Here is a 22,766-nt window from a genome sequence, read left to right as displayed (position 1 = left end):
TCGCCCCGATCAGCAGCGGGGCGCCCCGCTAGCGGATGCCCGCGCCCTCGAGCGCGCTCCGCACCGCGGTGCGGACGGCGGAGCCGCTGTACCCCTTGCGCATCAGGTAGGCCGTGAGCCGGCGCTCGGCGACGTCGAACGCCAGCGAGCCGAGGCGCCGTGCGCGCTCGTCGGCGACCTCCTGCAGCCGCGCCTCCGCGGTCTCCTCGTCCTCGGCCTGCTCGAGCAGCACGGCGTCGATGACGTCCTGCGGCACGAGCCGGCCGCGCAGCGTGGAGCGGATGGCCTGGTCGCCGAGCCCCTTCCGGTCGCGGAGGCGGTCGACCAGGCGCGCGGCGAAGGCCGCGTCGTCGAGCAGGCCGGTCCGACGGAGCCGGTCGACCTCGGCCTCGACGTCCTCGGGCGGCAGGCCCTTCGCGACGAGCTTCGCGCGGATCTCGCCCTCGGAGGCGTCATGCCGCGTCAGCGCCGCGATGGCGACGTTCTCCGCCCGCTTCGACGTCCGGGTCGGCAGCGGCGCGGGCTCGTCCGCGTCGACGCCGGGCACGGCCCAGCCGGGCGCGTCGTCCTCGCCGGCGGCCGGCGGGGAGCCCTCCTCGGCCCGGCGACGCGCCTCGGGGCCCGCGAGCCGCTCGATGTCGTCGAGCGTCTGCTCGCGGACGGGGCGCGGGAGACGGGAACGGCGGGAGGGGGCCGAGCGCTGCTCGACCCCCTCCTGCTGCCCGCTGCCGGCCCGGTTCCCCGGGAACTGCAGCAGCTCACCCATGGGTCAGGCGCCCACCTTGCGGGCGACCGGGGCGCGGCCCTGGAGCGGCTCGACCGGAGCGGCGGCGGCCGCGGCGGCCTCGTCCGCCGCCTGCTGCTTGTACGCGCCGACGCCGAGCTTCTTCAGGATCTTCTGCTCGATCTCGTTCGCGATGTCCTTGTTGTTGAGCAGGAAGTCGCGGGCCTTCTCCTTGCCCTGACCGAGCTGGTCGCCCTCGTACGTGTACCAGGCGCCCGACTTCTTGACGATGCCGTGCTCGACGCCGAAGTCGATGAGGCTGCCCTCGCGGGAGATGCCGACGCCGTAGAGGATGTCGAACTCGGCCTGCTTGAACGGCGGGGCCATCTTGTTCTTCACGACCTTGACGCGGGTGCGGTTGCCGACGGCCTCGGCCCCGTCCTTCAGGGTCTCGATGCGTCGGATGTCGAGCCGCACGGAGGCGTAGAACTTCAGCGCCTTGCCGCCCGCGGTGGTCTCGGGGCTGCCGAAGAACACGCCGATCTTCTCGCGCAGCTGGTTGATGAAGATCGCGGTGGTCTTCGTCTGGTTGAGGCCACCGGTCAGCTTGCGGAGCGCCTGCGACATGAGGCGGGCCTGCAGACCGACGTGGCTGTCGCCCATCTCGCCCTCGATCTCGGCCTTCGGCACGAGGGCCGCGACGGAGTCGATGACGATCAGGTCGATGGAGCCGGAGCGGATCAGCATGTCCGCGATCTCGAGCGCCTGCTCGCCCGTGTCGGGCTGCGACACGAGCATCGCGTCGATGTCGACGCCGAGCTTCTTCGCGTACTCGGGGTCGAGCGCGTGCTCCGCGTCGATGAACGCCGCGATGCCGCCGGCCCGCTGCGCGTTCGCGATGGCGTGGAGCGTGAGCGTGGTCTTGCCCGAGGACTCCGGGCCGTAGATCTCGACGATGCGGCCGCGCGGCAGGCCGCCGACGCCGAGGGCGACGTCGAGCGCGATCGAGCCGGTCGGGATGACCTCGACCGGAGCGCGCTCGTCGCTGCCGAGGCGCATGACCGAGCCCTTGCCGAACTGGCGGTCGATCTGGGCGAGCGCGGTCTCGAGGGCCTTCTCGCGGTCGGTGATGGATGGCATTGCAAGGTCTCCTCGTGTTCGCGACCCCGGTGTCCCGAGGTGCTCGGCTGCCCATCGGCTGTCGTCCCGATGCGGAATCGACAGGGCTGGCGGCACTCCGCCTGTCTGCTCCCGACTGTACGGAGCCCCTCCGACACCGGGTGGCGGACGGGCTCCGGCCCGTCGGGACGGGCGTGCGGAGCACCTGGGGAGGGAGCGTAGGCGTGATCGAACACGGATTCGAGCGACACGCCGCAGGAGGATCACATCGGTGTGATTCGCGTTCGAACGACGAAGGGCGCCCGCCGACCGGGAGGTCGGGGGCGCCCTTCGATCGGGGTCGCTCCGGGCGGACGCGCCCGCTACGAGTGCACGGGCCTGCCGCGGCCGTGCCAGCGGTCGCGGGGCACGTCGTTCGCGCGGCAGAGCGCGACCCAGACGTCGCCGGTCGGCACGCCGGCGGCCAGCGCCTGCTGCGCGGTGCGGCCGCCGAGCTCGTCGATCACGAGCTCGGAGACGAGCACGCGGCCCTGCTGCTCGCCGAACTCGTCGTCGACGGCGAGCCGGAACTCGCTGACCTTCATGGCCGGACCGTGGTCAGTGCGCCACCAGGTCGGGGCGGCGCAGGCGGTCGGTGTCGGTGCCGTCGCCGCGCGTGTAGCGCTCGCCGAAGTCGGCGGGCAGCGCGTCGGGCACCTCGAGGCCCTCGAGGACGGCGAGGCGGTCGCCCACCTCGCGCATGATGACCGAGACGGGCGTCTCCAGCGCGTCGGCGACCGACGCGAGGATCTCGCTCGACGCCTCCTTCTGACCCCGCTCCACCTCGGAGAGGTAGCCGAGCGCGACCGAGGCCCTGCTCGCCACCTGCCGGAGGGTGCGGCCCTTCTGCAGACGGAAGTCACGCAGGACGTCGCCGAGCTCCTGACGAACGAGAACCATGTCCCCTCCTTCTCGTGTCGTGTGGTGCGGATCCTGCTGCGGGACCGTCGAGCCGGGCGGCCGCCGAAGCGGACGGCCACTGTACCCCGACCGATCTGATGCAACGGTAGAGCCGCGCGCCGACACCGCAGGTGCCGCCGCACGAGACGTAACGGGATCGAAACCTCGGCTATTCCGGTGCGCGGAGGGTCTCGAGCAGCACCTCGAGGGCGAGCTCGACGGCGGCCGCGCGCACCGCCGCCCGGTCGCCGGGGAGCACCGCGGTCCGCGCCACGACGCGGTCGCCGACGGCTGCGCCGACCCACACGGTGCCGGCCGGCCGCCCGTCCTGCGGGCCCGGACCGGCGACGCCGGTGGTCGCCACGCCGGCGTCGGCGGGGCGCCCGTCAACGGCGCAGGCGCGGCGGACGCCGGAGGCCATCTGCCGCGCGACCTCGGCGTGCACGGGCCCCTCGCGGTCGAGCAGGGCGGCGTCGACGCCCAGCAGGCTGTGCTTCAACGGGGTCGCGTAGGCGACCACGGCCCCGTTCAGCACCGCGGAGGCGCCCGGCACGCGCACGAACGCGTCCGCGAGCAGGCCGCCGGTCAGCGACTCCGCCACGGCGAGCGTTCGGCCGTCCGCGGCGAGCCGGCGGAGGACCTCCTCCGCCGTCATCCGCGGTTGAGGCGGCGGTCGTCGACCAGGTACTGGATCCCGGTCGCGACCGTCACCACGAGCGCCGCGGCGATCAGCACGCCGTTCACCCAGGCCATCCACCCGCCGAGGAGCGCGGGCAGCGGGGCGAGCGCGAGCGTGATCGCGACGGACTGCAGCACGGTCTTCGTCTTGCCGCCCTTCGACGCGGGGATCACGCGCTTCGACAGCACCGCGAACCGCCAGACCGTGATGCCGATCTCGCGCACGAGGATGAGCGCGGTCACCCACCACGGCACCTCGCCGAGGGCGGAGAGCACGACGAGCGCGGCGCCGGTCAGCGCCTTGTCCGCGATGGGGTCGAGGATCTTGCCGAGGTCCGTGACGAGGTTGCGGCTGCGCGCGAGGTGGCCGTCGAGGCTGTCCGTCGAGATCGCGACGACGAAGATCGCGGTCGCGAGCCAGCGCAGCGCTCCGCCGTCCGCGCCGCGCAGCAGCACCACCACGAAGACCGGCACCAGCGCGATCCGCACGAACGAGATGAGGTTCGGGACGCTCCAGGTGCTGACGGGGCCGTCGCCGGCCCGCAGCATCCGCGGCCGCGTCGCTCCCGTGCTGCTCATCCCTGCAGGGTAGGGCCGCGGCCCGGTCCGCGGGTGGGAGGTGCCGCGGAGGGCGGGCGCCGCACGGGCGCGGCGCGGACGTGGAGGAGGCCCGGTCCCGTGTCGGGACCGGGCCTCGGATCACTCCCGGCCGGTGAGGCTCCAGGCGTCCTCGGAGTCCTCGCCGCCGCCGGAGTCGTCGTCGAAGTAGTCGAGCGCGACCTTGCCGCCGCCGCCCGCGGAGGCGCCGTTGCCCGGCATGCCCCGCACCGCGGCGAGCGTGTCCTGCAGCTGGTCCGCGGGCACGAGCACGTCGCGCGCCTTCGACCCCTCCGAGGGCCCCACGATCTTGCGGGACTCCATCAGGTCCATCAGCCGGCCGGCCTTCGCGAAGCCGACGCGGAGCTTGCGCTGCAGCATCGAGGTCGAGCCGAACTGGGTCGTGACGACCTGCTCGATCGCCGCGAGCAGCAGCTCCATGTCGTCGCCGATCTCGCCGTCGATCTCCTTCGCCGGCGCGACCTCGGCCACGTCCTCGCGGTAGTCCGGCCGCGCCTGGTTCTTGACGTGCTGGACGACCTTGGCGATCTCGGACTCGTTGACCCACGCGCCCTGGATGCGCATCGGGTTCGCCGCGCCCATCGGCAGGAACAGGCCGTCGCCCTGGCCCAGCAGCTTGTCGGCGCCGACCTTGTCGAGGATGACCCGGCTGTCGGTCGCCGAGCTCACCGCGAAGGCGAGCCGGCTGGGGACGTTCGCCTTGATCAGACCCGTGACCACGTCGACGCTCGGGCGCTGCGTCGCGAGCACGAGGTGGATGCCGGCGGCGCGCGCGAGCTGGGTGATGCGGACGATCGAGTCCTCGACGTCGCGCGGCGCGACCATCATCAGGTCGGCGAGCTCGTCCACCACGACCAGCAGGTACGGGTACTTCGACAGCTTCCGCTTCGAGTCCGGCGGGAGGCGGATCTCCCCGTTCGTCACGGCGCGGTTGAAGTCGTCGATGTGCCGGAAGCCGAACGACGACAGGTCGTCGTACCGCATGTCCATCTCCTTCACGACCCACTGCAGCGCCTCCGCCGCCTTCTTCGGGTTCGTGATGATGGGCGTGATGAGGTGCGGCACGCCTTCGTAGGCGGTCAGCTCGACGCGCTTCGGGTCGACCATGACCATGCGCACCTCCTGCGGGGTCGCGCGCATGAGCAGGCTCGTGATCATCGAGTTGACGAAGGACGACTTGCCCGCGCCGGTCGCGCCGGCGACGAGGAGGTGGGGCATCTTCGCGAGGTTCGCGACGACGTGGCCGCCCTCGACGTCCTTGCCGACGCCGATCGTCATCGGGTGCGGCGACTTGCGGGCCGCGGGCGAGCGGAGGATGTCGCCGAGGCTGACGATCTCCTTGTCCTCGTTCGGGATCTCGATGCCGATCGCGCTCTTGCCCGGGATGGGCGAGAGGATGCGGACCTCGTTCGAGGCCACGGCGTAGGAGAGGTTCTTCGCGAGGGCGGTGACCTTCTCGACCTTGACCCCGGGGTTCAGCTCGACCTCGTACCGCGTCACGGTCGGGCCGCGGAGGTAGTCCGTCGCCCGGGCGTCGACCTTGAACTCGTCGAGCACGCTCTGGATCGAGGCCTTGATCCGCTCGTTCGCCTCGCTCTTCGCCTTCGGCGGCGTGCCGGCGGCGAGCAGGTGCTCGGGCGGCAGGCGGTACGCGCCGGCCGGCGCCTGGGCCTGGTACTCCGACTCGGGCTCCGCCTCGGCCTCGGCCTCGGGGGTCGGGTGCTGCTCCGCGGCCGCGGGGACCGCGAGAGGCGCGGCCGGCTCCACGTGCTGCACGGGCGCGGTGCGGGGCGCCTCGGTGCGGCCCGCCGCGAGCTCGTCCAGGGTGAGGAAGCCGAAGTCGACCTCCTCCTCCGGCGCCGCGTCGACGTCGGGGACCGGCGTCGCCGCGGCCCCCGTGACGAACGGCTCGTCGGCGACCGGGACCACCGAGGTCGCGCCGACGACCTGCCCGGTCGCCACGTCGATGATCGGGCTGTCGAAGGCGGGGTCGCGCTCCTCGGCGGGTGCCGCGTCCTCGACCGGCTCCGCCTGCTTGCGGCTCCCGGGCCACCAGCGGCGGCGCTCGCCGCGCGCGGGCGCCTCGGTCTCCTCGAGCCCGAGGCCCGCGAGGTCCGCTCCGTGCAGGTCGTCGCCGACCGCGTCCGGCACCGGGGCGGCCCTGCTGCCGCGCTTCGGCTTCGGCGCCGTCTCGGACGCGGACTCGGGCGCTGCGCCCGGCCCGGCGTCGAACAGGTACCGGTAGAGGTCGCGGAGGCGGTGCGGCAGGCGGTTGGGCGGCGTCTTCGTGAGGACGAAGAGGCTGAGCACGAGCACGATCCCGCCGATCGCGCCGGGCAGCGCGGGCGTGCCGGCGAGCGCCTGCAGCGGCGTGACGACGAGCCAGCCGGCGACGCCGCCGCCCGCCGCGAGCTTCGGGAACTGCTCGGGCTGCGGGTTGCCGGCGACCACCTGCGCGATGGTCGACGCGGACACGACGAGCATCGCCGAGCCGACGCCGATCCGGCCGTTGTCGTGCACGGTCGGCGGGTGGCGGAAGAGCCACAGCGCGAGCAGCGCCATGAACACCGGCAGGCCGACGGCGACGACGCCGAACAGGCCGCCGAACGTGGAGAGGTGCACGGCCTGCGCGATCGGGTTGCCGCGGAGGAACCACTCGACGGCGCCGCCGATGACGGCGAGCAGGATCAGCAGGAAGGGCACGCCGTCGCGGCGCTGCTCCTTCTGGAGCGTCTCGGGCCCGAAGGTCCTCGCAGCGCCGCCGGCGACGTGGGCGAGCCCGAGGTACGCCCGGGTCGCGACGGTGTCCTGGTTCTCCGGCGTGAACGCCTTCGTGCGGCTCGACGTGCCGCCGCGCGTCGAACCGCCCCGCGCCGCGCCGGCGCGCGAGCGCGTCGTGGTGCCCGCGCTGCGGGCGACCGTCGCGCGGGCGGCATCCTTCCCCCTGGCTGCACCCATGCGGCCCAGGCTAGGCGCGGGGTCCGTCGCCGCCGGTGAGGCCCCCGGCCCTCGTTCGGGGGCCAGGGGCCTCCCGGCCGCTCACACCGCCGCCGCGTCCTCGGCGAGGATGCCGTCGATCTGGCCCATCGCCTGCTTCAGGCCCTCCTCCATGCCCATGTCGAGCAGCTGCTGCAGCTGCTCGACGGACCGGTAGGTCGAGACCACGCGCAGCCGGGTGCCGCCGTCGACGGGCTCGAGGAGGAAGTCCATGCGGCCCCAGCCGATCTCCTCGTCCGGCTGCCACTGCTCGTCGGCGAAGGCGTCCGCCACCTGGAACGAGCGCGGCTCGTCGACCGCGACGACGTCCCAGACCCCGTGCGGCCGCTCGCCGTCCGGGCCGGTCATGTAGTAGCGGGAGCGGCTCCCCGGCACCAGCTCGTGCCGCACGAAGGTCGCCGGGTAGCCGGGTAGCCGGGAGGACCCCAGTGCCGCTCGAGCCGGCGCGGGTCGGCGTAGAGGCTCCAGACGCGCTCGACGGGCGCCGCGAACTCCGCGACGACGGTCAGGGTCAGGCGGTCGAGGTCCTTCTCGACGTCGAGGACGGGCATCTCACTGCTCCTTCTGCTCGCTGGGATCCTCCGCGAGGAGGCGGTCCATGGCCGCGACGCGGTGCCGCCAGAGCGCCTCGTACCGGTCGAGCTGCTCGCGCGCGACCCGGATGCGCTCCGGCACCGCGTGCACCTGCTGCTCCCGCCCCACCCGGGTCCTGCCGACGAGCCCGGCCCGCTCGAGCACCGCCACGTGCTTCTGCACGGCCGGCAGGCTCATCGCGTACGGGCGCGCCAGCGCGGACACCGACTGCTCGCGGTCGACCACCCGGGCGAGGATGTCCCGCCGGGTCACGTCCGCGAGCGCGTGGAAGATCCGGTCGATCTCGTCCTGGCTCGGCACCACATCTACAACCATTTGGTTGCAGGTTACACCCGTCTCGGGGTGAGAGGCAAGAGCCCGACGACCGATTCGGACTACCGCTCGGGGTGGTTTCGGCACGGGCGCGGGGCGCCCGGCTCAACCAGCGGTGATCGCACGGGCGCGGGGCGCCCGGCTCGACCAGCGGTGGCCTCGACCCGGGCGCCAAGCGCCCGGGTCGACCAGCGACGACCGCTACGCGGAGACGACCACCGGGACGATCATCGGACGGCGGCGGTGCTTGGTGCTCACCCAGCGACCGACCGTGCGGCGCACCACCTGGCGGTACGCGTGCAGGTCGTTCGTGCCGTTCGACGCCGCCTCGCGCAGCGCGTCGACGATCTGCGGGCGCACCTTCTCGAACACCTCGTCGTCCTCGGCGAAGCCGCGGGCGTGGATCTCCGGGCCCACGACGCAGCGCCCGGTGGCGGGGTCGAGCGCGACGAAGATCGAGATGAACCCCTCCTCCGCGAGGATGCGGCGGTCCTTCAGGTCCGCGTCCGTGATCTCGCCGACGCTCGAGCCGTCGACGTAGACGAAGCCGAGGTCGTACTGCCCGGTCACCGTCGGCACGCCGGCCTTCAGGTCGACCGCGGTGCCGTTCTCCGCGATGATCACGCGGTCCTCCGGCACGCCCGTGTCCATCGCGATCCGCGCGTTCGCGACCTGGTGGCGGATCTCGCCGTGGATCGGCATCGCGCCGCGCGGCTTCAGGATGTTGTAGGCGTACATCAGCTCGCCAGCGGCCGCGTGGCCGGAGACGTGGACCTTCGCGTTGCCCTTGTGCACGACGGTCGCGCCGAGCTTCGTCAGCCCGTTGATGACCCGGTAGACGGAGTTCTCGTTCCCGGGGATCAGGCTCGACGCGAGGATGACGGTGTCGCCCTCGCCGATCTCGATCGCGTGCTCCCGGTTCGCCATCCGCGACAGGACCGCCATCGGCTCGCCCTGGCTGCCGGTCGACATGTAGACGATGCGGTCGTCCGGCAGCTTCGCGGCCTGCTTCAGGTCGACGAGCACGTCCTGCGGCACCTTCAGGTAGCCGAGGTCCGCGGCGATGCCCATGTTGCGGACCATGCTGCGACCGAGCAGCGCGACCTTGCGGCCGTTCTTGTGGGCGGCGTCGAGCACCTGCTGCACGCGGTGGACGTGGGACGAGAAGGAGGCGATGACCACGCGGCGCGGCGCGCGGCGGATGACGTCGTCGAGCACCGGGCCGATCGAGCGCTCGAGCGGCGTGAAGCCGGGCACGTCCGCGTTCGTGGAGTCGGCGAGGAACAGGTCGACGCCGCGCTCGCCGAGGCGCGCGAACGCGCGGAGATCGGTCAGCCGGTCGTCGAGCGGCAGCTGGTCCATCTTGAAGTCGCCGGTGTCGAGCACGGTGCCGGCGGAGGTCGTGATCGCGACCGCGAGCGCATCCGGGATGGAGTGGTTCACCGCGACGAACTCGAGCGAGAACGGGCCGAGCTGCTCGGTGCCGCCCTCCTTCACGACGTGCGTGTAGGGCTTGATGCGGTGCTCCTGCAGCTTCGCCTCGACGAAGGCGAGCGTCAGCGCCGACCCGAGCAGCGGGATGTCGCGCTTCAGGCGGAGCAGGTACGGCACGGCGCCGATGTGGTCCTCGTGGCCGTGCGTCAGCACCACGGCGACGACGTCGTCGAGGCGCTCCCGGATCGGCGCGAAGTCGGGGAGGATCAGGTCGACGCCCGGCTGGTCCGTCTCCGGGAAGAGCACGCCGCAGTCGACGATCAGCAGCTTGCCGTCGATCTCGAAGACCGTCATGTTGCGGCCGACCTCGCCGAGCCCGCCGAGCGGGACGATGCGGAGCGTGCCGCGCTCGACCGGACGGGGCTCCGGCAGCTTCTCCGCCATCAGCGGGTCGTCCCGGCGACCTTGGGCAGGGCGCCGCCGGCGGCCGCGTTGCGGTCCGGTCGGAAGTTCTTGAAGTCGGCCCCGGCCACGTCGTGCACCAGTGCCAGCTCGTCCTCGATCACGGCGGCCTCCGCCTCCTCGGGTCCCACCAGCGGCAGTCGCACGCGCGGGCTGCCGATGCGGCCGAGGCCGTGCAGCACGTACTTCGCGGCGACCGTGCCGGGGACGTGGGTCATGATCGCCCGCACGAGCGGCTCGAGCAGCCGGTGCTGCGCCGTCGCGGAGGCGAGATCGCCGCGGTTGACCGCGTCGACGATGGTCCGGTACGGCGCGGCGGCGACGTTCGCCGTCACGCCGATGAGCCCGGAGGCGCCGATCGCGAGGTGCGGGAGCACGTTCGCGTCGTCGCCGGAGAAGTAGAGCAGGTCCGTCTGGTTCAGCACCCGGCTGACCTCGCTGAAGTCGCCCTTCGCGTCCTTCACGGCGACGATGTTCGGGTGCTTCGCGGCGCGCAGGATCGTCTCGTACCGGATCGGCACGCCCGTTCGGCCGGGGATGTCGTAGAGGATCACCGGCAGGTCCGTCGCGTCGGCGACCATCCGGAAGTGCGTGAGCAGGCCGGCCTGCGTCGGCTTGTTGTAGTACGGCGTCACGATCATCACGCCGTCGGCGGCGTGCGCGGACTTCTTGTAGAGCTCGATCGCGTGGGCGGTCTCGTTGGAGCCGCCGCCCTGGACGATCTTCGCCCGGCCGGCCGCCACGTCGCGGGCGACCTCGACGAGGCGCAGCTTCTCGGGATCGGTCAGCGTGCTCGTCTCGCCGGTGGTGCCGGAGACGACGATGCCGTCCGCACCGGCCGTGATCACCGAGTCGACGTGCTTCTCGACCCCGGGCCAGTCCACCTCGCCGTCGGCGGTGAACGGTGTGACCAGGGCGACGAGCACCTGGCCGAACGGGTTCTCGGGCACGGACCGGAAGCCTACCGGGGAGATGCGCGCGTCCGGCCGCCGCGGTCGGCGGCCGGACGCGGCGGCGGCGCTACGGGGCGACGCGGCCGTTCTTCGTGAAGGCGGCGTGGGTCGCGGGCATGAGGGTCGCCCACTGCGCCTCCATCGCCTCCGCCACCAGCTCGATCTCGCGCTGCGGGAACGACGGCACGGTCGCCTCGGGGTGCTTCGTGCGCAGCGAGACGAAGTTCATGAGGCTGCGGGCGTTCATCGTCACGTACATCGACGAGTAGAGGTTCAGCGGCAGGACGATGCGGGCGACCTCGCGGGCCACGCCCTCGTCCAGCAGCCGCCGGTAGGCGGCGTAGGCCGCCGTCGACTGCGTGCGGACCGCGTCCTGCACGGCCTCGTGCTGCTCCGGCGTGCCGGGCAGGAAGTCGTAGGCGCCGGGCTTGCCGACCTGCACCAGGTTGCGGCTCGCGTCCGGCACGTAGAAGACCGGCTGCAGCTCGCGGTAGCGGCCCGACTCCTCGTTGTACGAGGCGATGCGGTGCCGCATGAACTCCCGGAACACGAATATCGGCGCCTGCACGTAGAAGGTCATCGAGTTGTGCTCGAAGGGCGAGCCGTGCCGGTCGCGCATCAGGTAGTTGATGAGGCCGCGGTCGCGCTTCTCGAGCTCCGCCTCGTCCGACGCGGACTCGAGCGACTGCTCCCCCACGGTGGAGACGCGGGCGGCGAAGAGCACGTCGGCGTCGCGGGCGGCGGACCGCACCAGCTCGACGGTCATGTCGGATCGGAACTCGGCTTCGTCGGTCACGGCCGCAACCGTAGCGACGCCCTGGGACGTCCGTCGCGGCCCCTACGCTCGCACCGTGATCGCGCTCGTGGCCGTGGTGGCGGCGGTCGTCGTCGGGCTCGTCGGCTGGCTCTGGTGGCGCGGCGACGGCACGGTCCGACGGGGCTCCGGCGAGGTGCTGCGCCCGCACGAGGCGGCGCTGTCGGACGACGCGTTCGGGTCCGCGGCCACGCTGCTGCTGTTCGGCTCGCAGCAGGACGAGCGGACGGACGCGGTGCGCCGGCGGCTGCTCGCCCTGGCGATCGAGCACCCCGGCGTCGCCGTCGCGGAGGTCGACCTGACCCGCCGCGGCGACCTCGCGGGGCGCTGGGCGGTCACCCGCACCCCGAGCGTCTTCGCGCTCGACGGCGGCGGCCGCCTGCGCGCGCGGGTCCTGGGCGCCGCGAGCGCCGACGTGCTGCGCACCGCGCTCGACACCGCGCTGCGACCCGCCGGCTGACGGGCGGGGGTGGGTACGCTCGGCCCATGGCGCAGAAGCGGGTCCCCGTGCCGTCCGCGAGGCCCGCTCCCCGGCGGCAGCCCCCTCCCCCGCCCGTCGAGATCCCGAAGCCGATCGTGCGGCGCCCGATCGCGAAGGACAGCCGGCTCACGGTGCTCGTCGGCGGCGCCTCCGGCCTGATCGGCACCGAGCTCGTGCGGCAGCTGCGGGAGGCCGGGCACACGGTGCAGCGCCTCGTGCGCCGCCCGCCGCGGAGCGCCGACGAGTTCAGCTGGGCCCCGGACGCGAAGATCGTCGACTTCCGCCTGCTCGAGAGCGTCGACGCGGTGATCAACCTCTCCGGCGCCTCCCTGAACCGCATCCCGTGGACGAGCGGGTACAAGGAGCAGATCCTCCGCTCCCGCGTGAAGGCGACGCAGGCGCTCGTCGAGGCGATGGGCATGGCCTCGTCGCCGCCCCCGGTGTTCCTGTCCGGCTCCGCCGTCGGCTTCTACGGCGACCGCCCCGGCGAGACCCTCACCGAGGAGTCGCCGCGCGGCACGGGCTTCCTGGCCGACGTCGTCGCCGAGTGGGAGGGCGCCGCGCTGCTCGCCCCCTCCCGCACGCGCACCGCGCTGCTCCGCACGGGCGTCGTGCTGGCGCAGGGCGGCGGCGCGCTGCAGCCGCTCACGCTCGCGACCCGGTTCGGGCTCGGCTCGACGGTCGGGCACGGCACGCAGCACTGGCCGTGGATCTCCCTCCACGACGAGGCGGCCGCGATCGTGCACCTGCTCACGAGCACGATCGAGGGCCCCGTGAACCTCGTCGGGCCGACCCCGGCGACGAGCGAGGAGATCACGCGGCGCATCGCCGGCGACCTCCACCGCCCGCACGTGCTGAAGCTGCCGGAGGCGGTCGTCGGTCTCGGCATGGGCGAGATGGGCCGGGAGCTGCTGCTGCCGAGCCAGAAGGTCGTGCCGGCGAAGCTCGAGGCGGATGGCTTCGTCTTCCGCCACCGTACGAGCGACGAGGCGATCGACGCGGTCCTCGCCGCCTGACGCCCGCCTCGCTCCCGACCGTCGCCCTCAGAGGCCCAGCGCCGCGACGGCCCGGGCCAGGTGCGGCTCGAAGGCCGCCGGGTCGGCCTCCCCCAGCTCCGCGAGCGTCCACCAGCGGACCGCGCGGAACTCGCGCTCGTCGGGCAGGAAGGGCGTCCCGCGATCGGCCGCGAAGGCGTACCAGAGGCTGATGTCGTCGTGCCGGGAGGCGGCGTCACCGGTCGTCGTCGTGACGGTGAGGAACCACGGCGCGCCCCCGGTCGCGGGGTCGGGAGGCAGGTCGACCCCGAGCTCCTCGCGCAGCTCCCGGACGGCCGTGCTCGCGGGGTCCTCGTCCGGCTCGACGTGGCCGCCGGTCGGCAGCCAGAGCCCGGCGAGGCGGTGGTCGGCCAGGAGGACGCTCCGCCGAGGGCGGTCGACGACCAGCACGTACGCGACGAGGTGCGGGTCGGGGGTCCTCGGGCGCTCGCGGCGGTACACGTCGTCGGTGCCGCGCAGCCACTCGAGCGCCCGCGCCCGGTGCTGCTCGCCGAGCGCATCGGTGCTCGGCAGCGCCGCGACGAGCCGGACGAGGTCCGTGCGCATCAGCGGGAGAGGGCGATCGCGCGGCGCACGGCCGCGCGGGCGCGGCGGCGGTCGCCCGCCATGTCGTAGGCGAGGCCGAGCCGCAGCCATGCGCGCCAGTCGTCCGGGTGCGCCTCCGCGTCCTCCGCGTAGGGCTCGAACGCGGCGTCGGCGGCGGCGCGCTCGACGCGGCCGCTCGCCCGCCGGGGCAGGTCGTCGCCGGGCAGCGGGCCCTCCCCGCGGAGCCGCCGGGTGAGGCGGGTCGCGCGGAGGCCGAACAGCAGCTCCCGGGCGAGCAGGTAGGCGCCGATCGCCGGGAGCACCAGCAGCGCCACCCCGATCGCGACGCCGACCGGCTGCCCGGACTGCAGGAACGCGATCGCCCGCGTCACGACGACGACCAGGTAGAGCACGAGGAGGAGCGCCATCAGCAGGGCGCCGCCGAAGGCCCTCACCCGAGCAGCAGCGGCTCGAGGCCGACCGTCACCCCGGTGAGCGCCGGCAGCGCCGCGATCGCGAGGCGGATGCCGGCCGCGTAGGCGACGGGCGAGGTGGTCTCGTGCCGGATCGTGAGCAGCTCGCCGGGACCGCCCAGCAGGACGTCCTGCTTGGCCTGCACCCCGTCGAGCCGGAGCGAGTGGATCGGCACGCTCGCGACCTGCTGGCCGCGCGCGCGCTGGTCCGTGTGCGGCGCGGAGACCGGGCCGAGCTCGGACCGGGCGGCCGCGATGCGCTCGGCGGTCGCGACGGCGGTGCCGGACGGCGAGTCCGCCTTCCCGGCGTGGTGCGCCTCCACGATCTCGATCGACTCGAACCACGTCGCCGCCTGCTCGGCGAAGCGGGCCGCGAGCACGGCGCCGACGGAGAAGTTCGGGACGATCAGCACGGCGGGCGCGTCCTCCGGCCGGCCGGCGCGGAGCGAGCCGATGCGCTCCCCCGACCAGCCGCTCGTGCCGACGAGGACGGGCAGGCCCGCCGCCGTCGCGGCCGCCACGACGTCGGGCGACACCTGCGGCAGCGTCACGTCGACGACCGCGTCCACGGCCTCGTCGAACCGCAGGGCGTCCGCGGAGCCGACGCGCTGCACGACCTCCGCGTCGGCCATGCCGTCGACGACCTCGGCGACGAGGCGTCCCATCCGACCCTGGGCTCCGACGACGGCGAGGCGGATCACGGGCGTCGAGCCTAGCCTTGGCGCACCATGCGCGTGATCGAGACGAGCCCCGACGACCCCGTCACGGCGGGCCTGCTGGCCGCCTACTTCGCGGAGCGGGTCGACGGGTTCACGGCCGGCCGGTACCGGGTCGCGTCGCCCGACCCGGCGCAGTTCCAGCCGCCCGGCGTCTTCCTCCGCATCGACGAGGACGAGGGCGCGCCCCTCGCCTGCGGCGGGCTGCGCGAGATCGCGCCCGCGGAGGACGGCCGCCGCATGGAGGTCAAGCACCTCTACGTCGCGCCCGCCGCGCGGGGCTCCGGCCTCGGCCGCCGGCTGCTGACCCTGCTGGAGGCGCACGCGCGACGCGAGGGCGCGGCCTGGCTCGTGCTCGACACGAACCGGTCGCTCGAGGCCGCGGCGGGCCTCTACCGCACGAGCGGCTTCGCGTCGGTGCCGCCCTTCAACGACAACCCGAACGCGACCGACTGGTACGCGAAGCGGATCGCCGGCGCCTGACACCCGGCGCCCGACGGCTCAGACCGGCAGCGGCTCGACGAGCCCGGTCCGCAGCTCGAAGGGCAGGTGCGCGAGGTCGTTGTGCGCCAGCAGCGTGATGGGGCGACCCGACCGGGCCTTGAGGATCGTCAGGCCGCCGTGGGCCTGGGTCAGCCCCAGCCACCGCCACTCGGGCGCGTCGAACGCGTGCCGCACGAACTCCGCGATGACGAGGTTGTGCGTGATGAGGAGGTCGTGGCGCTCCTGCCCGCCCGGCGTGACGAACTCCGCGAAGGCGTCGGCCATCTGCGCCCGGCCGGCCTCGATCTCGGCCTCGGTGGCGGAGGCGAACCAGCCGGAGAACGCCCGCGGCACCTCCGGCGTGGGGCCCGACGGCACGCAGTCGAACAGCAGCGCGGACGGCTTCGGCTCGACCGCGGGCAGCCGGTCGCGGATGATCTGCGCGGTCTCCGTCGCGACCGTGCTCGGCGCGTACCAGGCGCTCGTCAGCGGGACGCCGCCCAGGCGTTCGGCGAGGAGCGCGGCCTGCCGCCGTCCCCGCGGGGAGAGCGGTCCGTCGACGACGCCGTGCTCGGCGTCGCGCTGCTCGCCGTGTCGCACGAGGTAGAGGTACTGCGTCATCGCGCCGTCGATCGTAGCCGCCGCCCCTGCGGCCCCGGCGCGTGGGGACAGACCGGTCCGTCCCGGCGGGGTACGGTGCGGCTGTCCGCGACCCGATGGGAGGACCCGCCGTGACCGACGCCGCACCGGCTCCGAACCGTTCGTCGCCCGCCCGGGCGCGGCTCGCCGCCGTCGCCGACGAGCTCTTCTACGCGGACGGCATCACGGCCACCGGCATCGACCGCCTCATCGCGGAGGCGCAGGTCACGAAGGCGACCTTCTACAAGCAGTACGGCTCGAAGGACGCCCTGATCCTCGAGTACATCGCGGGCCGCGACCGGCAGGTCCGGCAGGCGCTCACCGCGCTGCTCGCGACGCGGCCGGACCCGGGCTCGGTGCTCGGCGCCGTCATCGACGCGGTGGTCGCGGACACGGCCCGGCCGGACTTCCGCGGCGACCCGTTCCTCAACGCGGCCGCCGAGTTCGCCTCGCCCGCGCACCCGGTCCGGGTCGCGATCGTCGAGCACCGCGACTGGTTCACCGGCTTCCTCGAGGACCGCTTCCGCGACCTCGGGCACCCGCGGCCGGGCGCCGCGGCCGACGAGTTCTCGCTGCTGCGCGACGGGGCCGTGTGCGGCTCCTACGCGGGCGACGCCGTCGCCGCGACGAGCGCGTTCGACCGGGCCGCGAGGCGGCTCGTCGCGGAGCCCGTCCCGGCCGGCTGACCGGGCGAGGTCACTCCGCGGAGGCGCGGTCGAGCGCCGCGACCTCGGCGCGCGACAGGTGCACGCCGGCCGCCGCGGTCGCCGCCCACACCTCCTCGACGGTCGTCGCCGACACGATCGGCGCCGCGATGTGCGGCCGCGTGAGCAGCCAGCCGAGGGCGACCGCGGCGGGCGGCACGTCCCGCTCCCCCGCGAACCGCACCACGGCGTCGACGATCCGCATGCCGCGGCGGGTGAGGTTCGGCTGCAGCCGCTCGGCGCGCGCGGGGTCGAGCTCTCGGAGCCGGCGGAGCGCGCCGCGGGTCGGCACCGTGGCCGCGAGGAAGCCGCCCGCGAGCGGCGAGCGCGGCAGCACGGCGAGCTCCTGCGCGTGGGCGACCGGGGCGACGCCGGTCTCGAAGGGCGCGCGGGCGACCAGGCTGTGCACGGGCGCGACGGCGACGAACCGCGGCAGCCCGCGCTGGCCCGCGAGCACGCGGGCCTGGATGAGGCGCTCGGGCGTGTGGTCGCCGGCGGCGAGGTGGCCGATGCGCTGCGCGTCGAAGAGCCCCGCGACGGCGGTGAGGGTCTCCTCCATCGACGTCGTGCGGTCGTGGCCGGCGAGCACGAGGAGGTCGAGCTGGTCGGTGCCGAGGCGGTGCAGCAGGCGCTCGACGGCGGCCTGGAGGCTCGCCGCGGTGAGGTCGCCGGCGGTGCCCACACGGGCGGCGAGCACGGTCTGCTCGCGGCGGCGGCGGCTCGCGAGCCAGGTGCCGACGAGCTGCGCCGACGCCCCGTCCGCGGCGTCGTCGACGACGAGCGCGTTGCCGCCCGCCGCGGCGTAGGCGTCGAGGGCGCGGTGGGCGGCGGTGCGGTCCGCGGCCTCGCCGAGGCGGGACACGTCGAGCACGACCGGGAACATCGCGAGGCCCGTCTTCGCGAGCGGGCGGAGGCGGTACGGCTGCGAGGGCGCGTCGAGCAGCGGCCGGGTCACCCGGTTCGCCATCTGCGCGATCGAGCGCTCGACGACCGCGAGGGCCGCGGCGACGGCCGGGTCGGGGTCCGTCGCGATCGGCTCGCGCGCCGGCAGCCCGCCTGGCCCGAGGTCGACGGGACGGGTCTCGTCGTCGGACCGGCTGTGCCTGCCCCGCGTCTCGTCCATCGGCCCCCCTCCCGGCGACCGAGCGTACGGCGCCGGGCGCGCGGCGCCCCGGCGACACCTCGGCGGGTCAGGAGTCGGTGGCGCGGTCCAAGCGGTCGATCTGGTCGGGCGTGAGCTCGAGGGAGGCGCCGGGCAGCAGGTCCGCGAGGGCGCGGGCGCTCGGCACCCGCACGACCGGCGCGGCGACGCCGGGCCGGGTCAGCAGCCAGGCGAGGGCGACGCGGCCGACGTGCTGGCCGACCTCGCCCGCGATCTCGTCGAGCACCCCGAGCACGGCCGCCCCGCGGCGGTTCACGTACTTGAGCGCGCCCTGGAAGATCGGCGACGCGGGCTTGTCGTGGCGGGAGCGGAAGTCGCCGCGGAGGTAGCCGTTCGCGAGCGGCGTGCGGGCGAGCACGCCGAGGTCCGCGGCGACGGCGATCGGCGCGAGGTCGCGCTCGTACTCGCGCCGCTCCAGCAGGTTGTACTCGGGCAGGATCACGACGATGCCCGGGATCTCGAGCCGGCGCGCGGTCTTCACGGCCTCGCGGAGCGCCTCCGGGCCGAAGCCGGTCGCCGAGATGTGCCCGACCTTGCCCGCGGCGATCAGCTCGGTCGCCGCGGTGAGCGACTCCTCGATCGGCGTCGCCGGGTCCTCGCCGTCGAGGCCGAGCAGGTCGATGCGGTCGAGCCGGAGCCGCTCGAGGGAGGCGTCGACGCCGCGCCGGATCGACTTGGCGGAGAGCCCGAGCGCGTCCGGGTGCTTGCCGACCTTCGTCGCGATGACGAGGCGGTCGCGGTTCGGGTGCCGGGCCAGCCAGGACCCGATCATGATCTCGCTGCGGCCGCCCGCGTAGTGCGCGGCCGTGCTGATCAGGTCGCCGCCCGCGGCGTAGAACAGGTCGAGGACGTCCGCCGTCTCCTTGGCGTCGGTCGCCCAGCCGAAGACGCTGCCGTCGAGGGCGATCGGGTAGACGGCCATGCCCGTCTGTCCCACCCGCCGTGAGATCGGTCCGGAGAGCGGACTCGCCACGCGCTCCCCCTCCGGAACACACGAACCTGGAAAGTCGCAGTATCTCATGTGCCGAGATGCTGCGAACACTCTTGACAGGAGCGCCCCGCATCCCTACCGGGACACGGGGCGCTCGTGCGGAGCCGCGGACGGTCAGACCGTCGCGGGCTCCTCGACGACCGGGGCGAGCGAGAGCTTGCCGCGGTCGTCCATCTTCGTGATCTCGACCTGGATCTTCTGACCCACGGACAGGACGTCCTCGACGTTGTCGACCCGCTTGCCGCCGGCGAGCTTGCGCACCTCGGAGATGTGGAGCAGGCCGTCGCGGCCGGGCAGCAGCGACACGAACGCGCCGAACGCGGCGATCTTCACCACGGTGCCGAGGAACCGCTCGCCGATCTCCGGGTTGTGCGGGTTCGCGATCGCGTTGACCGCGGCGCGCGCGGCCTCGGCCGACGGGCCGTCGACGGCACCGATGTAGACGGTGCCGTCCTCCTCGATGGAGATGTCGGCGCCGGTGTCGTCCTGGATGCCGTTGATCGTCTTGCCCTTCGGGCCGATCAGCTCGCCGATCTTGTCGACCGGGATCTGGACGCTGATGACGCGCGGCGCGGTCGGCGCCATCTCGTCGGGGGCGTCGATCGCCTGGTTCAGGACGCCGAGGATCGTCAGACGAGCCTCCTTCGCCTGCTGCAGCGCGCCGTCGAGCACCGACGACGGGATGCCGTCGAGCTTGGTGTCGAGCTGGATCGCGGTGACGAACTCGCTCGTGCCGGCGACCTTGAAGTCCATGTCGCCGAGCGCGTCCTCCGCGCCGAGGATGTCGGTGAGCGTCGCGTACTGCGTCTCCCCGTCCACCGTGTCGGACACGAGGCCCATCGCGATGCCGGCGACCGGGGCCTTGAGCGGCACACCGGCGTTCAGCAGCGAGAGCGTGGAGGCGCACACGGAGCCCATCGACGTCGAGCCGTTGGAGCCGAGGGCCTCGGACACCTGGCGGATCGCGTAGGGGAACTCCTCGCGGGCGGGCAGCACCGGCACGAGCGCGCGCTCGGCGAGGAAGCCGTGCCCGATCTCGCGACGCTTCGGCGACCCGACGCGGCCGGTCTCACCGGTCGAGTAGGGCGGGAAGTTGTAGTGGTGCAGGTACCGCTTCTTCGTGACGGGCGACAGCGAGTCGATCTGCTGCTCCATCTTCAGCATGTTCAGCGTCGTGACGCCGAGGATCTGCGTCTCGCCGCGCTGGAAGATCGCGGAGCCGTGGACGCGCGGGATGACCGCGACCTCGGCGTCGAGCGGGCGGATGTCCTTCAGGCCGCGGCCGTCCATGCGGACGCCCTCGGACAGGATCCGGCCGCGGACGACCTTCTTCGTGACCGACTTGTACGCGCCGGACACCTCGCCGAGCGCGGAGGCGGGCAGCTCGCCGCCGTCGACCATGGCCTGGACGGCGTCCTTGACGCGCGACTTCAGGTTGTCGTCGGCGTCCTGCCGCTCGATCTTGCCGGCGATCCGGTAGACGTCCCCGAGCTCCTGCAGCGCGAGGTCCTCGACGACCTTGTAGGTCGCCTCCGTGTAGGGCAGGAAGACCGGGTACTCGCGGGTCTCCTTGGCGGCCTGCTTCGCGAGCTCGGCCTGCGCCTCGATGAGCGACTTGAGGAACGGCTTCGCGGCCTCGAGGCCCTGGGCCACGACCTCCTCGTTCGGCTTCACGGCGCCGGCGCGGATCTTCTCGAACGCGGTCTCCGTCGCCTCGGCCTCGACCATCATGATCGCGACGTCGCCGGACTCGGTGACCCGGCCCGCGACGGTGAGGTCGAAGACGGCGTCCTCGAGCTGCGCGAAGGTCGGGAACGCGACCCACTGGCCGTCGATGAGGGCCAGGCGGACGCCGCCGATCGGGCCGCTGAACGGCACGCCGGACAGCTGGCTGGAGGCGGAGGCCGCGTTGATCGCGAGGGCGTCGTAGAACTCGCCCGGCGCGATCGAGAGGACCGTGATGACGATCTGGACCTCGTTGCGGAGGCCGTTGATGAACGACGGGCGCAGCGGCCGGTCGATCAGGCGGCAGACCAGGATCGCCTCCGTCGAGGGACGGCCCTCGCGGCGGAAGAACGAGCCGGGGATCTTGCCGGCGGCGTAGGACCGCTCCTCGACGTCCACCGTCAGGGGGAAGAAGTCGAACTGGTCCTTCGGGTTCTTGCTGATGCTCGTCGCGGACAGCAGCATCGTGTCCTCGTCGAGGTACGCGGCGACGGCGCCCTGCGCCTGCTGCGCGAGGCGACCGGCCTCGAAACGGATGGTGCGCTTGCCGAACTTCCCGTTGTCCAGGATGGCTTCGGCGGACTTGATCTCGGGACCCTCCAAGAGGCGTCTCCTTCTCTCTGTTCGTGTTCGAGCAGACGGAGATCAGCGGGGAGGAGCGTGGCAAGCCGACCCGTCCCGCGCCCCGGATGGATGCGGGTCAGGCGCGGCTCCTGGTCATCAGTAGAAGAGCGCGGGACCGCCTGCGGCCCCGAAGTCCACCACTAACGACCAGCTCCCTGCCGGTCTGCTCCGGTGCCCCGCACTGCTGCGGAGCGCTTCCATGCTACCAGGAGGCGTTTTCTCCCCACGTCCGGGGATCCGGCGCGTTCCGCGCGGGATCCCCGGACGTGCGGAGGAATCGGCTCAGCGGGCCGCCTTCGCCGCCATCCGCGGGCCCGCCACCGCGGCGAGCACCGCGATCGCGGCGCTGAACACGACGAGCACCGGCACCGCGGGCAGGAACGCGAGCGCCGCGCCGACCAGCAGCACGGGCACCGTGAGGCCGACGTAGGCGATCAGGAACATGGCCGCGAGCACCTCGCCGCGCTGCGGCGCCGGCACGAGGCCCGTCGCGATGCCGAGGGAGGCGCGGAAGAGGAGCCCGACGCCGAGGCCCGCGACGAGGCCGCCCGCCACGAACAGCCACTCGGCGGTCACGAGCGCGCCGGCCGCGAGACCGGCCAGGCCCACGACCATCGCGACGGTCGCGACGACGAGCTGCACCCGCACGGCCACCGGGGTGAAGAAGACCTGCCCGAGCGCGGCGACGGCGAACACCGCGAACGGCACGACGCCCGCGACGAGCCGCGAGGGCTGCTGGAACTCCCCCGCGAGGAACGAGGGGGCGAGCGAGGTGAAGAGGCCGAAGATCGCGAACGCCGCGAAGACGCCGGCGCCCGCGGCCGAGAAGACGCCGCGGCCCTCGGCCGGCACCGTGAGGCGCTGCGGGCGCCACGCGCGGGAGGAGCGCTCCACCGTCTCGGGCGCGACGAGCACGGCGACCGCGGCGAGCACCAGGACGACGAGCGCGACGACGTAGGGCGTGACGAGCGGGGCGGGCGCGTACTCCGCGAGGAGGCCGCCGACGAGCGGGCCGAGCCCCAGGCCGCCGATGTTGGCGATGGTCGCGACGACCGCGGGCACGCCGGGGCGCCGCGGCCCGCCGGCGCCGCGCCAGAGCTCGCCGAGGTGCGCGGTCGCGGCGGCCGTCAGCGCGCCGACGCCGAGGCCGGTGAGGAAGCGGGCGACGAGCAGCACCGGCACGGTCGGCAGGAGGAGGAACAGCACGCTCGCGACGACCTCGAGCCCGAGCGCGAACAGGGCCGGCGGCTTGCGGCCGACCCAGTCGGAGACGTGCCCGACGAGGTAGAGGCTGAGCGCGACGCCCGCCGCGTACGCCGCGAAGACCACGGTGACGACCCACGTCGGGAACCCGTCGCGCTGCTGGTAGAGCGCGTAGAGCGGCGTCGGGATGGTCGTGAACGCCATCGCGGCGAGGAACACCGCGGCGGTCGTCCAGAAGGCGGCGCCGTGGGGCAGCCGGCGGGAGGGGGCGGGCAGGGTCGTCGCGGTCACGGGTCGAGGATGCGCCCCGGGCGCGATCGTGTCCAACGAACGTCCTTGCT

24 protein-coding genes and 1 pseudogene are annotated in these 22,766 nt (G+C 73.8%); 4 read left to right on the top strand and 21 right to left on the bottom strand.

Translation table 11 applies throughout. The features are described from left to right. Positions 1 to 28: 28 nt before the first annotated feature. From D1781_RS07670 to thyX, 13 genes are all read right to left on the bottom strand, one after another. Complete coding sequence (locus tag D1781_RS07670; protein ID WP_119481585.1) at positions 29 to 766, bottom strand: regulatory protein RecX; 738 nt, start codon at positions 764 to 766, stop codon at positions 29 to 31. Between the two features lie 3 nt (positions 767 to 769). Continuing rightward, positions 770 to 1,864, bottom strand: a complete 1,095-nt coding sequence (recA, locus tag D1781_RS07665; RefSeq protein WP_119481584.1) for a recombinase RecA — start codon at positions 1,862 to 1,864, stop codon at positions 770 to 772. A 341-nt stretch (positions 1,865 to 2,205) separates the two neighbouring features. After that, positions 2,206 to 2,427, bottom strand: coding sequence for a DUF3046 domain-containing protein (locus D1781_RS07660; protein WP_119481583.1), 222 nt, complete (start codon positions 2,425 to 2,427; stop codon positions 2,206 to 2,208). Between the two features lie 13 nt (positions 2,428 to 2,440). Further along, a complete protein-coding gene (locus D1781_RS07655; RefSeq protein WP_119481582.1) occupies positions 2,441 to 2,782 on the bottom strand; it encodes a helix-turn-helix domain-containing protein in 342 nt (113 codons plus the stop codon). Between the two features lie 169 nt (positions 2,783 to 2,951). Further along, a complete protein-coding gene (locus tag D1781_RS07650; protein ID WP_119481581.1) occupies positions 2,952 to 3,437 on the bottom strand; it encodes a CinA family protein in 486 nt (161 codons plus the stop codon). After that, on the bottom strand, positions 3,434 to 4,039 hold the full coding sequence (gene pgsA / locus D1781_RS07645; RefSeq protein WP_119481580.1) for a CDP-diacylglycerol--glycerol-3-phosphate 3-phosphatidyltransferase: 606 nt from the start codon (positions 4,037 to 4,039) through the stop codon (positions 3,434 to 3,436). Before pgsA ends, D1781_RS07650 begins: the two co-directional genes overlap by 4 nt. A gap of 120 nt (positions 4,040 to 4,159) precedes the next feature. Continuing rightward, positions 4,160 to 7,036 (bottom strand): DNA translocase FtsK, encoded by a 2,877-nt coding sequence (locus D1781_RS07640; RefSeq protein ID WP_119481579.1) that lies wholly within the window; start codon positions 7,034 to 7,036, stop codon positions 4,160 to 4,162. Positions 7,037 to 7,117: 81 nt separating this feature from the next. After that, entirely contained in the window at positions 7,118 to 7,465 is a 348-nt protein-coding gene (locus D1781_RS07635; protein WP_325048799.1) for an SRPBCC family protein, read from the bottom strand. Continuing rightward, complete coding sequence (locus tag D1781_RS18110) at positions 7,420 to 7,626, bottom strand: SRPBCC family protein (RefSeq protein WP_325048798.1); 207 nt, start codon at positions 7,624 to 7,626, stop codon at positions 7,420 to 7,422. The genes D1781_RS07635 and D1781_RS18110 overlap by 46 nt, the downstream gene beginning before the upstream one ends. Before the next feature lies 1 nt (position 7,627). Beyond that, the gene (locus D1781_RS07630; RefSeq protein WP_119481578.1) at positions 7,628 to 7,984 is read right to left on the bottom strand and encodes an ArsR/SmtB family transcription factor; all 357 of its coding nucleotides are present in this window, start codon (positions 7,982 to 7,984) and stop codon (positions 7,628 to 7,630) included. A 198-nt stretch (positions 7,985 to 8,182) separates the two neighbouring features. Beyond that, complete coding sequence (locus D1781_RS07625; RefSeq protein WP_119481577.1) at positions 8,183 to 9,859, bottom strand: ribonuclease J; 1,677 nt, start codon at positions 9,857 to 9,859, stop codon at positions 8,183 to 8,185. Continuing rightward, positions 9,859 to 10,827: a 4-hydroxy-tetrahydrodipicolinate synthase gene (dapA, locus tag D1781_RS07620; protein WP_119481576.1), complete on the bottom strand. Its 969-nt coding sequence runs from the start codon at positions 10,825 to 10,827 to the stop codon at positions 9,859 to 9,861. Before dapA ends, D1781_RS07625 begins: the two co-directional genes overlap by 1 nt. Before the next feature lie 70 nt (positions 10,828 to 10,897). After that, positions 10,898 to 11,596 carry an FAD-dependent thymidylate synthase gene (gene thyX, locus D1781_RS07615; RefSeq protein WP_233551158.1) on the bottom strand — a complete coding sequence of 233 codons (699 nt, stop codon included), beginning with the start codon at positions 11,594 to 11,596 and terminating at the stop codon, positions 10,898 to 10,900. A gap of 85 nt (positions 11,597 to 11,681) precedes the next feature. Between thyX and D1781_RS07610 the strand changes: the two genes are divergently transcribed. Both D1781_RS07610 and D1781_RS07605 read left to right on the top strand, forming a co-directional pair. Continuing rightward, positions 11,682 to 12,104 carry a thioredoxin family protein gene (locus D1781_RS07610; protein WP_119481574.1) on the top strand — a complete coding sequence of 141 codons (423 nt, stop codon included), beginning with the start codon at positions 11,682 to 11,684 and terminating at the stop codon, positions 12,102 to 12,104. A 26-nt stretch (positions 12,105 to 12,130) separates the two neighbouring features. Beyond that, positions 12,131 to 13,141: a TIGR01777 family oxidoreductase gene (locus D1781_RS07605; RefSeq protein ID WP_119481573.1), complete on the top strand. Its 1,011-nt coding sequence runs from the start codon at positions 12,131 to 12,133 to the stop codon at positions 13,139 to 13,141. Between the two features lie 27 nt (positions 13,142 to 13,168). Here the strand turns inward: D1781_RS07605 and D1781_RS07600 are convergent, their stop codons facing one another. The 3 genes and pseudogenes from D1781_RS07600 to dapB all read right to left on the bottom strand — a co-directional run. Continuing rightward, entirely contained in the window at positions 13,169 to 13,726 is a 558-nt protein-coding gene (locus D1781_RS07600; RefSeq protein WP_119481572.1) for an NUDIX hydrolase, read from the bottom strand. Continuing rightward, positions 13,726 to 14,160, bottom strand: coding sequence for a hypothetical protein (locus D1781_RS07595; protein WP_407641662.1), 435 nt, complete (start codon positions 14,158 to 14,160; stop codon positions 13,726 to 13,728). Before D1781_RS07595 ends, D1781_RS07600 begins: the two co-directional genes overlap by 1 nt. Then, positions 14,087 to 14,843, bottom strand: a pseudogene (gene dapB, locus D1781_RS07590) (4-hydroxy-tetrahydrodipicolinate reductase); the annotation flags it as partial. The gene D1781_RS07595 and the pseudogene dapB, both read right to left, overlap by 74 nt. Positions 14,844 to 14,906: 63 nt before the next feature. Here dapB and D1781_RS07585 point away from each other — a divergent pair. Beyond that, positions 14,907 to 15,377: a GNAT family N-acetyltransferase gene (locus tag D1781_RS07585; protein WP_119481571.1), complete on the top strand. Its 471-nt coding sequence runs from the start codon at positions 14,907 to 14,909 to the stop codon at positions 15,375 to 15,377. Between the two features lie 18 nt (positions 15,378 to 15,395). Here D1781_RS07585 and D1781_RS07580 read toward each other — a convergent pair whose 3' ends face one another. After that, a complete protein-coding gene (locus tag D1781_RS07580; RefSeq protein ID WP_119481570.1) occupies positions 15,396 to 15,998 on the bottom strand; it encodes a histidine phosphatase family protein in 603 nt (200 codons plus the stop codon). Between the two features lie 110 nt (positions 15,999 to 16,108). Between D1781_RS07580 and D1781_RS07575 the strand changes: the two genes are divergently transcribed. After that, positions 16,109 to 16,702, top strand: coding sequence for a TetR/AcrR family transcriptional regulator (locus D1781_RS07575; RefSeq protein ID WP_233551084.1), 594 nt, complete (start codon positions 16,109 to 16,111; stop codon positions 16,700 to 16,702). A gap of 10 nt (positions 16,703 to 16,712) precedes the next feature. Here the strand turns inward: D1781_RS07575 and D1781_RS07570 are convergent, their stop codons facing one another. The 4 genes from D1781_RS07570 to D1781_RS07555 form a co-directional block, all read right to left on the bottom strand. After that, positions 16,713 to 17,843: an aldo/keto reductase gene (locus D1781_RS07570; protein WP_119481568.1), complete on the bottom strand. Its 1,131-nt coding sequence runs from the start codon at positions 17,841 to 17,843 to the stop codon at positions 16,713 to 16,715. A 67-nt stretch (positions 17,844 to 17,910) separates the two neighbouring features. Continuing rightward, positions 17,911 to 18,804: an aldo/keto reductase gene (locus tag D1781_RS07565; RefSeq protein WP_158590034.1), complete on the bottom strand. Its 894-nt coding sequence runs from the start codon at positions 18,802 to 18,804 to the stop codon at positions 17,911 to 17,913. Between the two features lie 183 nt (positions 18,805 to 18,987). Next, positions 18,988 to 21,201: a polyribonucleotide nucleotidyltransferase gene (locus D1781_RS07560; protein WP_119481566.1), complete on the bottom strand. Its 2,214-nt coding sequence runs from the start codon at positions 21,199 to 21,201 to the stop codon at positions 18,988 to 18,990. Positions 21,202 to 21,504: 303 nt separating this feature from the next. After that, positions 21,505 to 22,716, bottom strand: a complete 1,212-nt coding sequence (locus D1781_RS07555; RefSeq protein ID WP_233551083.1) for an MFS transporter — start codon at positions 22,714 to 22,716, stop codon at positions 21,505 to 21,507. Between the last annotated feature and the right edge of the window lie 50 nt (positions 22,717 to 22,766).

The sequence above is a fragment of the Amnibacterium setariae genome (assembly GCF_003581425.1).
Taxonomy (GTDB): Bacteria; Actinomycetota; Actinomycetes; order Actinomycetales; family Microbacteriaceae; genus Amnibacterium; species Amnibacterium setariae.
The sequence above is the reverse complement of the archived record's forward strand: the minus strand, read 5'-3'. Positions and strand labels throughout refer to the sequence as shown.